Source organism: Echinicola sediminis (genome assembly GCF_054777495.1).
Window position 1 is genome coordinate 1 of sequence record NZ_BAAHAP010000129.1, and the last position, 11,710, is coordinate 11,710.

Genomic DNA, 11,710 nt, shown 5'->3' on the forward strand with positions numbered 1-11,710 from the left:
TGGAGGCGATAATTGATCAGCTTCTCAGGGATTATGGACATGAGGAGAAGGTAGAAGGGGTAAAAAGGTATGGTTCAGGCCATATTCATAAGACCTATTTGGTGGACAGCATCAAGGAGCAATTTATCCTCCAGAGTTTTAATCAAAGTGTGTTTCCTTATCCGGATCGTATTGCCGGAAACCTACAGCTGGTGAAGGACCATTTGTCCGATAAACCCTTGGATTTTTTCCTTCCGCTGCCGATAAAAACCACTTCGGGCCACTTGTTTACCGATCATGAAGAGGGCTGCTTTCGTCTGTTTCCCTATGTGACCGGGGAGTGTATCGATAAGGTGGAGGAGCCACAGCAGGCATTTTTGGCCGCCCAGGCTTTTGGGGGCTTTATCAAAGCCTGTGTCGGGATAGAGGCCAATAAGCTTTCAGAGGTAATTGAAGGCTTTCATGACCTGTCGCTTCGCTACCGTCAATTTGAAACAGCCCTGAAAAATACCAAGGTGGAGTTGGTAGGGGAAGTGGAAAAGCTGGTTGCATTTTATAAGAAGCAAGTGTTACTGGTGAGGCGTTACAAGCATTTTGAAGAGGTGCTGCCAAAACGTGTGACACACAACGATACCAAGATCAACAATGTCATTTTCGACCCTAGCTTTGATAAGATCAATGCGGTGATCGACCTGGATACGGTGATGCCCGGCTACGTGTTTTACGATTTCGGGGATTTGGTAAGGACGGTTACCTGTACCGAGGAAGAATCCTCTGTGGATTGGGAAAAGATAGATGTGGACCTGAACAAATATGCAGCCTTGTTGGAAGGCTTTGTTGCTGCTATGGGGGATGTGCTGACCGAGGAGGAAAAGGAGTCTCTACCCTTTGGAGGCGAGATGATGGCCTGCATTATGGGGCTACGTTTTTTGACGGATTATTTGAACGGCAATATTTATTATCCGATAAGTTATCCTGAACAGAACCTTGATCGTGCCAAGAATCAGGCCCTGTTGCTTCAGGCACTCCAAAGTAAAAGGGAAGATATCGGAACATTGATGGAACGCGTTTCCTGATTATATGCCATTGCAATAAACTAGTTGCCAGCTGCTTTTAAGGTTTTGCTGGTTAGAGAAAAGCAGTGAATAACAGCCTTTGTCCGTTTTTGGATATCTTCGTAACCATGGCCTTTTCTGAAAGAATCGAAGTAGTTTTCTTCCATTAATCGGTGGAGAAGTATTTTTATCTTTTTCAATGGAGCAGCAGAGAGTTATTCTGTGTATTTTGGGATAATTCAGTGCATGCCTTTTATTTCGTACTAGGCCCTTGGACATGAATAATTACATGAACGGAGGAGATCAATTTGTAAATTTTTTTGTATCTTGGTGTTCTTGTTGTAAAAAATTTGTCAAAATAAACGAATGGCGACCACCATTTAGATAACCTGCACATTATGAAAAAGAGAACCTTTCTCAAAAATACCGCGGCTTTGGCTGCTGTTTCTATGCTGCCTGGATCAGCTTGGTCTTTTACAAAGGCGAAAAAACTTCGTACAGCCCATATTGGTCTTGGCATGATGGGGATTGCCGACTTGAACTCCATGACTTCGCATTCTTCAGTGGAAGTAGTGGCGCTTTGTGAAGTGGATTCCAAGTTATTGGCCAAGGCAAAAGCCATGCATCCCAATGCAAAAACGTATTCGGATTACAGAGAAATGATGAAGGACATGGCCGACAAGATAGATGCTGTAGTGGTGTCTACTCCGGACCATACCCATGCTCCGGCATCCATGTTGGCCATGGAAAAGGGCAAGCCGGTATATTGCCAGAAGCCTTTGACCCACCACGTTACGGAGGCGAGGGCCATGAAGAAATTTGCTGAGGATAACAATATTATCACCCAGATGGGGATTCAGGTCCATTCATTCTATGATTATATGTTGGCCACTCACCTGATCAGGGAAGGTATTATCGGTAAGGTGAAGACGGTAAGGGCCTGGTCTCCAAAAAACTGGGGCTATGATGGTGCTGCACCTGAGGGCTCAGATCCTGTTCCATCCCACTTGGACTGGAACCTTTGGTTGGGGACTTCAGCTGAGCGACCTTACAAAGAGGGCGTTTACCACCCTGGCAACTGGAGAAAATTATTGGACTATGGCTGTGGTACTCTAGGTGACATGGGGGTTCATATTTTTGACACTCCTTACAATGCCTTGGAGCTGGATGTGCCTATGACCATCAAAAACAAATGCCGTAAGCCTACCGGCTTTGGTTTCCCGGAGAAAAATGAAGTGACTTATAAATTCCCTGGCACGCCCTATACCACCAAAACTTTGAAGTGGGTATGGTATGACGGTCCAGGTGCCCCTGAGGACCACAAGGATCTCAAACTGCCAAACGGCGATAAATTGCCTGATCAAGGGGCCATGTTTATCGGCGAAGACGGCAGAAGGTTGTTGTTGCCTCACTTTATGCAATTGCCTAAGCTGATTGTGGATGGCGAGTACCAGGAGCTGGACCTCAGCGGTACGGAGCATTTGGGAGAGCCGGTAAGGGACTACGGCTCCGAAGGGGACAAGCATTACCATCAGTTTGTGGATGCCTGCCTGGGCAAAGGAGAATGTAGTGCGCCTTTCTCATATTCGGCCAGATTGACCGAAACGATTTTGTTGGGAACCATTGCCGGTCGCTTCCCAAATAAGAAATTGCACTGGGATGCGAAGACGGCACGTTTTGCCGAGGATGAAGCCAATGCCTTATTGGATGCACCCTACAGGGAATTTTAATGATAATTAACATAAGAAAAAAAAGGGGCTTCGGTCCCTTTTTTTGTGCCCAACTAATTTTTTGACTTGATCCTGACTTTTAGCCTTTACCTGAGAAAAGAGGCAGGGGTAATCTCTGATGTAGCTGTTCTAGTTACCCAAATTCATTGAAATATCCATTATTTTAGCTTAAATTACATAATACCGAAAACTCAATTTATGGCTTATAACACCTTTTTAGCAGATCGAATAGAACATGTCCTGGGTAGGTCAGGTAAGCCTTTTGAGGCAAAGAAAATGATGGGTGGGCTGTGCTTTATGGTCAACGGTAAGATGTCCATCGGGGTACATGAAGACAGGATCATGGCACGAGTAGGGCCTGAGCAATATGCGGAGGCATTGCAGCAGCCGGGCTGCATGGAAATGAATTTTACCGGAAAAAGTATGAAGGGGTTTGTATTTATAGATGGTACCGTGGTGGACACCGAACCGCAACTGGAATACTGGATCGATAAGTGCCTGCAGTTTAACCCTCAGGCCAAATCAAGCAAAAGAAGAAAGAAATAGCTATTTTTGATTTGTTATCTTCTTCCCGATAGGCATTTCTAAAGAAAGTATGACCTCCGATCGAAAAGTTCTTCCCCTCATTGTTTTTTCCCAGTTTTGCTGTACCTCTCTTTGGTTTGCCGGCAATGCGGTGATGGAGGAGCTGCTCAGGGATTTTCAATTGGACATAAGTGCCTTGGGGCACCTGACTTCAGCGGTGCAACTCGGGTTTATTGCTGGTACCTTGGTTTTTGCCTCGTTGAACATTGCTGATCGTTATTCGCCCTCAAAGGTTTTTCTGCTCTCCGCCGTCTTGGGTGCCGTTTTCAATCTGGGTACGCTCTGGTCAGGGAATACATTGGCCAGTCTCCTTGTCTTTCGTTTTTTGACGGGATGTTCCTTGGCTGGAATCTATCCGGTAGGGATGAAGATTGCCGCGGATTATTTTGAAAAAGGCTTGGGCAAGTCCTTTGGTTTTCTGGTCGGTGCTTTGGTACTGGGGACTTCCTTTTCCCATTTTTTAAAAGCATTTACGGCAGGATTGCCATGGCGCTCGGTGATCTGGTTCACCTCTGTCCTGGCCTTAAGTGGAGGGCTAGTGATAGGGGCAATGGTTCCTAATGGTCCTTTCCGAAGACCAGCCACACAACTCGACCTGTCCGCCCTGTTCAGGATCTTTCAAAAGCCCTCCTTTAGAGCGGCTGCTTTTGGCTATTTTGGCCATATGTGGGAGCTGTATGCTCTATGGGCATTTGTTCCGCTTATCCTGAGGACTTATCAAGCTTTTCATCCCGGAGTTTATTTTGACATTTCCCTGTGGTCATTTTTGATTATTGGTGTCGGAAGTATGGGCTGCGTTGTTGGGGGGCTTTTATCTCAGCGCTGGGGGAGTAAGCAGCTAGCCTCGACAGCCCTGACACTATCGGGGGCATGCTGTTTTATTTCTCCACTGCTCTTCCTTCAGGGTTCAGCAACCTTGTTTTTGCTGTTTCTTTTGGTTTGGGGCCTGGCAGTGGTGGCGGATTCACCTTTGTTTTCTACCCTTGTGGCCAATAATGCCCCCGCTGAAAACAAAGGCACGGCTTTGACCATTGTCAACTGCATCGGTTTTTCCATCACCATTTTTAGTATCCAATTGCTGAATTTTTTGAGGGAGGAACTGGATCTCCGCTACATTTATCTCTTTTTGGTGCTCGGGCCAGTTTTGGGACTCTGGGCATTGTGGAAAAAATAGCTACTCTGGATATTCCGGTAGGCATTAAGGCGACAGCTTATGGCTGACTTTGGTTAATTATCCACCCCTTCAATAGTTTTTCAGCGTATTAAAAATTAATTTGTGGCCGAGTTTGATTTGACCACCAAGTAAGCAGGAAATTGCCGGGATTCTTTGATACCAAAATTGAGTTTCTGAAGGGAGTAGGCCCACAAAAAGCAGCTTTGATCAATAAAGAGCTGAACATTTTTACCTTTGGTGAGCTTCTTCAGCATTATCCATTCCGCTACGAAGACCGCACCCAATTCTACAAAATCAACCAAATCAACGGCAATCTGGAGCACGTGCAGGTAATCGCCCGCATCCGCAAGGTAGAAGCTATTGGCATGGCGCGGAAAAAGAGGCTGGTGGCCTATATTGAAGACGATACGGGAGAGATGGAGCTCACCTGGTTCAAGGGCATACAGTGGGTGGCCAAAAAATTGGTGCCCGGCGCTACCTATATTTTCTTTGGCAAGCCCAACCAATATGGCCGGCGCTATAGCATAGCCCATCCAGAAATGGAACCTTTGACGGCAGCCAAGGAAGAAAAAAGCTTCTTTCAACCGGTTTACCCTACTACTGAAAAGCTCCGGGCCAGGTTTTTGGACAGCAAGGGGATCTCGCGTATCATGGAGGTGCTGGTTCAAAATGCCTTTCCCCAGATTCAGGAAACACTGCCTGCAGAGATTTTGCAACGCTTTAACCTGATGCCCAAAAAGGAGGCAATCAAGCAAATCCATTTTCCCAATGATCCTGAGCTGCTGAAGCGGGCCAGGTTCAGGTTGAAATTTGAGGAGTTTTTTTTCGTCCAACTGCGCCTGCTCAAACTCAAACTGACCCGTACCGAAAAGTTCAAGGGACAGATCCTTAAACAGATCGAACTGCTCAACCAGTTTTATACCGATCATTTGCCTTTCGAGCTGACCAATGCGCAAAAACGGGTGATCAAGGAGGCTTATGCCGATATGCGCTCCGGTAAGCAGATGAACCGCCTGATTCAAGGGGATGTGGGCAGTGGAAAAACCATGGTAGCCTTTATCTGTGCCCTGATCGCTATCAGTTCAGGAACCCAGACCTGCCTGATGGCTCCCACTGAAATCCTTGCCTCCCAGCATTATGAGGGGCTGCGGGAGTTTGCAGATAAAATGGGGTTGCGTATTGACTTGCTGACGGGCTCCACCAAGAAGTCCGCAAGAAAGCGTATACATGGAGAGCTCCTCAATGGGCAGCTGCACATTCTGATCGGCACGCATGCCTTGCTGGAAGACGTGGTGCAGTTTCACAATTTGGGATTGGCCATCGTGGATGAGCAGCACCGCTTTGGTGTGGCGCAAAGGGCCAAGCTATGGGCCAAGAATAGGGATTTCTACCCGCATGTGCTGGTCATGACGGCTACTCCTATACCAAGGACCTTGGCGATGACCCTGTATGGGGACCTGGATATTTCGGTCATTGATGAACTGCCTGCAGGCAGAAAGCCCATTCAGACGGTACACCGCTTTGACAAAGACCGCCTAAAAGTCTTTGGCTTTATGAAAAAGGAAATTGAGCTGGGGAGGCAGATTTATGTGGTTTACCCCTTGATCGATGAATCCGAAAAGATGGACCTGAAAAGCCTGATGGATGGTTATGAGAGTGTTTGCCGGGCTTTCCCCCAGTACCCAATCAGCATCGTGCATGGAAACATGAAGCCTGCGGACAAGGATTTTGAGATGCAGCGCTTTGTCAAGGCAGAAACCAAAATCATGGTGGCGACCACGGTCATCGAAGTAGGGGTCAATGTGCCCAATGCTTCGGTGATGGTCATCGAGAATGCCGAGCGTTTTGGCCTTTCCCAACTGCACCAGCTTCGGGGAAGGGTAGGCCGGGGAGCGGAACAGTCTTACTGTATCTTGATGAGCAAATATGAGCTTTCCAAAGACAGCCGGGTCCGTCTGGATACCATGGTGAGGACCAATAACGGATTTGAAATTGCCGATGTGGACTTGAAACTTCGTGGACCGGGAGATTTGATGGGGACACAACAAAGCGGCGTGGCCGATCTGCTGATAGCCGACCTCAGCAAGGATGCTCCTATTCTTACCATGGCGCGGGATGCTGCACAACAACTGGTTCAGGAAGACCCCGAGCTGGTTCTTCCGCAAAATGCTATGGTACTAAGGCAGGTCAAGAACCAAAAGAAACATGCGGTGAATTGGAGTAGGATAAGTTAGTAGGGAGTATTTAGTATTGAGTCTTGAGTCTTGAGTAACTAGTATCAAATATGAAGGAATGATGAATGTACCATACCGAATGATGCATGACGGAGCTGTTCGGAATTTGCAATTCCGAACCGGAATAGTTGAAGCTGTCTCATAAGTAAATTACGCTAAGTCTTAAACACGTAATATTTCGCCGTCGACATGAAAGGCAATGAAGAATGGGCCCGCCCCAAAGGGGCAGATTAATAATAGCCTGGGGCTGCCACCCCAGGCAAAGGTGGCCGTAAGGGGCATGTTTTGGCCGGATGGATAGAAATAGGGCATACAACTTGCCGCCAAAACCCGTGGATTTTAAAAGAGGGCTTTAACGAAGCTGTTCGGAATTTGGAATTCCGAACTGGGATAGTTGAAGCTGTCTCATAAGTAAATTGCGCTAAGTCTTAAACACGTAATATTTCGTTGTCGTCATGAAAGGCAATGAAGAATGGGCCCGCCCCAAAGGGGCAGATTAATAATGGGGCTGCCGCCCCAGGCAAAGGTGGCCGTAAGGGGCATGTTTTGGCCGGATAAATAGAAGTAGGGCATACAACTTGCTGCCAAAACCCGTAGATTTCAATAGAGTGCTTTAACGAAGCTGTTCGGAATTTGCAATTCCGAACCGGGATAGTAGGGATTTGTAATCCCTTTTTACCCCTATGTTTTCCTGAATTAATCGAAGACCTTAGAGTTGCTGTCAGAAGCATTCTTGCTTTCTGAAATTTTCCAATCTTTAGATCTTTCAATTCTACCATCCACCAATCTTCCCGTCCCAAACATTTCCTTTTCATTGATTTTTCCCCTTATTTCGGGGCATGGATTGGCAATGGATCATGGACGGCCTGGTAGCAGGCCTGCAACAGATAACTTGGCTGGAAACAGTTGCGGTGTTTTTTGGGCTGGCCAGCGTGTACTTTTCCATGCGCGAAAATATATGGGTCTATCCTACCGGTATCATCAGCACCTTGATCTATGTAGGGATTTGCCTGGATGTGAAGCTTTATGCAGATATGGGCATCAATGCCTATTATTTCTCAATGTCCATTTACGGTTGGTACGTGTGGACCCACCCAAAACAAGGAAAAGAGGTATTGCCGGTGACCTGGCTGAAGTGGAAAGGCTGGCTGTTTTCCATTGGCCTACTGCTGGTCTCTTACGCGGTTTTGTATTTTGTTTTATCCAGCTATACAGACAGTGATGTGCCTTATTGGGATTCCTTTACCACTTCCTCGGCTTTTGTGGGCATGTACCTGATGGCCAAAAAAAAGGTGGAAAATTGGATTGCCTGGATCATCACCGATTTGGTTTCTGTCCCTCTTTACTTTTACAAAGGGCTGGTGTTAACCTCTTTTCAGTTCCTGTTTTTCACTATTTTGGCGGTCATTGGACTGATCGCCTGGATGAAATCTGCTAAAAAATATGCAAAGGAAGCTTAAGAAAGTTGTTGTCATAGGTCCGGAGTCTACGGGAAAAAGTACCCTTACCGCCGCGCTAGCAAAGCACTTTGAAGCCCCTTGGGTGAAGGAGTATGCCCGGGAGTATATTGATAGGCTGAACAGGGAATACGACTATGGAGATTTGCTGGCAATAGCAAAAGGACAATTGGATTTGGAGGACAAACAGGCCCAAAAAGCAGACGGACTTCTTTTTTGTGACACTGACTTACATGTGCTTCAGGTTTGGAGCGAACACAAATACCGTAAAACGGCCTCTTGGATCATCGAACAACTCTCTACGAGGAAATATGACCTCTATTTATTGACGGATATAGACATTCCTTGGGAGGCTGATCCCCAGCGGGAATATCCCGATCCGGCCATGCGAAAGTTTTTTTATGATTGGTACGAACGTTTGATGCAGGGCACAGGGGTGCCTGTGGTCAAGGTTTCCGGAAATTTGGAGCAACGATTGGCCATGGCCAAAAAGGCAGTAGAGCAGTTATTGGCTGGCTAAGTTAAATTCAGTTGGGGCTATCGAATAGATAATTGTAGTAAGGAGTATCGAGTAGGGAGTCTTGAGTCTTGAGCTTCGAACTTCATTCTTCCCATCTTGTACTTCAAACTTCCCTCTTTGTCCTTCGTACTTGATACTTCGTACTTGTATCTTGATACTTAACGACCATCAAATAGTTGTAGAAGCCAGAATCGGGATTAATCTCAGTTCTCCCTTCCTGCAGGTTTACTTTCTCCATTAAACCTTCTAACTTTGCATCAAGAAAGATCGAATAAGGGGTGCCCAAAAGCAACGGGCTGAGATCATACCCATAATACCTGATCCGGGTAGTGCCGGCGAAGGGAAATGCGATTTCCATTATAGTAATGGAACACGGGTAAACAACTGAAGAAGTGGTCACCCCTTGACTACTTCGATGTTTAACCAAATTAATTCATTTTCATTATGAAACGATTATTGATGACCACAGCGATGCTGTTGGTCGGGCTTTATGCCATGGCGCAAAACCAGGTGACCGGTGTGGTGACGGATGCGGAAACAGGAGAGGCCCTAATAGGTGCCAATGTAATATTGGAAGGGACAGGTAGAGGCAGCACCGCGGACGTGGAAGGGCGGTTTACCATTAAGAATGTGTCTTCCGGAGAATATCAGCTAAGAGTGTCCTTTGTGGGCTATGATGTGCATGAGCGTCTTATCCAGGCTCCTGCAGAAGAAATCACCATTAGACTGGATAGAAGTACCTTGCTGACCGAAGAATTTATCGTTTCTGCAACGCGAGCGTCAGCAACCACTCCGACTACTTTCCAGATTATCGACAAGGAAGAGTTGGCAAAGAACAACTTGGGGCAGGATATTCCGGTATTACTCAATTACACCCCTTCGGTGGTCACCCATTCCGATGCAGGAGCGGGTATCGGTTATACCGGTTTAAGGATAAGAGGTTCGGATCAAACACGTATTAATGTGACCGTCAACGGGATTCCCATGAACGATGCGGAATCACATGGGGTGTTTTGGGTCAATATGCCTGATTTTGCAAGCTCTGTAGATAATATTCAAATCCAGCGTGGAGTGGGAACCTCCACCAATGGGGCCGCTACCTTTGGGGCCAGCATGAATATTCAAACCAATACCAAAAAGGAGGAAGCGTATGCTGAAGTGGCCAATTCCTATGGATCTTTCAACTCCTGGAAACATACCGTGCAAGCGGGTACTGGCCTGCTTAACAACCGGTGGGCGGTGGATGCGCGCCTGTCCCAGATCACCTCAGATGGATATGTGGATAGGGCTTTTTCTGACCTAAAGTCCTATTTTGTCTCCGGAGGATACTATGGCGATGACCATGTGTTTAAGGTGAACGTTTTCTCAGGGAAGGAACAGACCTACCAGTCCTGGTGGGGACTGCCAGAATCCAAACTGGAGGATGACAGGACCTACAACTATTACACCTATGAGAATGAAACTGATAACTACCAGCAAGACCACTACCAGTTTATCTATACGGGTAAGTTTGGCCAAAACTGGAAAGCCAATGCTGCCCTGCATTATACTTATGGAAGAGGTTATTACGAGCAGTACCGCGAGGACGATGACTTTGCCAGTTACGGACTGGACCCTGTGGTGATCGGAGGTGAGACCATTGAAAGCACGGACTTTATCCGAAGAAGGTGGCTGGACAATGATTTTTATGGCGGGGTGTTCTCCATGAACTATGTTGCTGACAATGGCCTTTGGGATGTGATCTTGGGCGGAGGTGCCAACCGCTATGATGGTGATCATTTTGGGGAGATCATCTGGGCGAGAATTGCGGGAGACACCGAAATAAGGGACCGTTATTACGACAATAATGCGGTAAAGGATGACCGGAACATCTATGCCAAGGCCACTTATGAAGTGGCAGAGCGTTTATACCTGTTTGGAGATCTGCAATTCCGGCAGATTGATTACCGGTTTGAGGGGGTAAACGATGACCGTCGAATAGTAGATGGTTCCCAACATTATGATTTCTTTAACCCTAAACTGGGAGTAAGCTATGAATCCGGAAATGGAGAAACCTGGTATGCCTCTTATGCGGTGGCCAATAGGGAGCCGGTAAGGAGTGATTTTACCGACAATCCCATCACCGAAATCCCACGGCCAGAAAGATTAAACAACGTGGAGGCCGGTGTCAGGGCGCAAAAAGGTAATTTCAGTTATAATGCCAATTTCTATTATATGGGCTATAAGGACCAGCTTATCCTGACCGGGCAGATCAATGATGTGGGTGCTTATATCCGTGAAAATGTAGAAAGTTCCTACCGCGCTGGGCTAGAGCTGGATGGAGCAGTGAAGGTCTCACGGAAGTGGACTTTGGGCGGTAATATTGCCTTTAGCAAAAATAAGATCAAGGAATTTACGGAGTATGTGGACGACTATGCTGCCGAGCAATTCCAACAGGAGTCCTTTTCCTATACAGATACCGACATTGCCTTCTCTCCTAAGGTGGTGGGTTCTACAGTCATTGATTTTAGGCCCATTAAGAATATGGAGATCAGTTTGATGTCCAAATATGTGGATGACCAGTACCTGGACAATACCCAGAATGACAGCCGTAAACTGGATGCTTATTACACACAGGATATAAGGTTGCGCTACTCTGTTAGGCCACGTTTTGTAAAAGCGCTGGAGTTTAATGTGAAAGTGAACAATGTCTTCAATGAAAAATACGAGCCCAATGGCTATACCTTCAGCTATTTTGTGCCGGGCAGCTCTGGAAGAGAATTAGTGACAGAAAACTACTATTACCCTATGGCAGGTACCAACTTTATGGCCGGAGTGAACGTGAAGTTCTAGGGGGAGTTATAAAGTTATATGTATATCCGCAAAGACACCAGTAGCTCTAACTTAGCAAACCATCTCTCACAGAATGCACAGAAACCCACAGAAAAGATTTTTAATTCCGTGGAATTCTGTGGAATCTGTGAGAAATAAATTTAC

8 protein-coding genes and 1 riboswitch are annotated in these 11,710 nt (G+C 46.5%); all 8 genes read left to right on the forward strand.

Annotated features, from left to right (window positions below; genetic code table 11):
• Positions 1 to 8 precede the first annotated feature (8 nt).
• The 8 genes from ACYVAA_RS20635 (at position 9) to ACYVAA_RS20670 (ending at position 11,566) form a co-directional block, all read left to right on the forward strand.
• Positions 9 to 1,055 carry a phosphotransferase enzyme family protein gene (locus tag ACYVAA_RS20635; protein ID WP_460545473.1) on the forward strand — a complete coding sequence of 349 codons (1,047 nt, stop codon included), beginning with the start codon at positions 9 to 11 and terminating at the stop codon, positions 1,053 to 1,055.
• Positions 1,056 to 1,432: 377 nt separating this feature from the next.
• The gene (locus ACYVAA_RS20640; protein WP_460545457.1) at positions 1,433 to 2,764 is read left to right on the forward strand and encodes a Gfo/Idh/MocA family protein; all 1,332 of its coding nucleotides are present in this window, start codon (positions 1,433 to 1,435) and stop codon (positions 2,762 to 2,764) included.
• A gap of 198 nt (positions 2,765 to 2,962) precedes the next feature.
• Positions 2,963 to 3,310 carry a TfoX/Sxy family protein gene (locus tag ACYVAA_RS20645; RefSeq protein WP_460545459.1) on the forward strand — a complete coding sequence of 116 codons (348 nt, stop codon included), beginning with the start codon at positions 2,963 to 2,965 and terminating at the stop codon, positions 3,308 to 3,310.
• Positions 3,311 to 3,359: 49 nt separating this feature from the next.
• A complete protein-coding gene (locus tag ACYVAA_RS20650) occupies positions 3,360 to 4,523 on the forward strand; it encodes an MFS transporter (RefSeq protein ID WP_460545461.1) in 1,164 nt (387 codons plus the stop codon).
• Positions 4,524 to 4,663: 140 nt separating this feature from the next.
• On the forward strand, positions 4,664 to 6,757 hold the full coding sequence (gene recG / locus ACYVAA_RS20655; RefSeq protein ID WP_460545464.1) for an ATP-dependent DNA helicase RecG: 2,094 nt from the start codon (positions 4,664 to 4,666) through the stop codon (positions 6,755 to 6,757).
• An 839-nt stretch (positions 6,758 to 7,596) separates the two neighbouring features.
• Positions 7,597 to 8,217 (forward strand): nicotinamide mononucleotide transporter family protein, encoded by a 621-nt coding sequence (gene pnuC, locus ACYVAA_RS20660; protein ID WP_460545466.1) that lies wholly within the window; start codon positions 7,597 to 7,599, stop codon positions 8,215 to 8,217.
• Positions 8,201 to 8,734 (forward strand): AAA family ATPase, encoded by a 534-nt coding sequence (locus ACYVAA_RS20665; RefSeq protein ID WP_460545468.1) that lies wholly within the window; start codon positions 8,201 to 8,203, stop codon positions 8,732 to 8,734. The genes pnuC and ACYVAA_RS20665 overlap by 17 nt, the downstream gene beginning before the upstream one ends.
• 264 nt (positions 8,735 to 8,998) lie before the next feature.
• Positions 8,999 to 9,095, forward strand: a riboswitch (TPP riboswitch).
• An 83-nt stretch (positions 9,096 to 9,178) separates the two neighbouring features.
• Positions 9,179 to 11,566, forward strand: coding sequence for a TonB-dependent receptor (locus ACYVAA_RS20670; RefSeq protein ID WP_460545470.1), 2,388 nt, complete (start codon positions 9,179 to 9,181; stop codon positions 11,564 to 11,566).
• Positions 11,567 to 11,710: the final 144 nt, after the last annotated feature.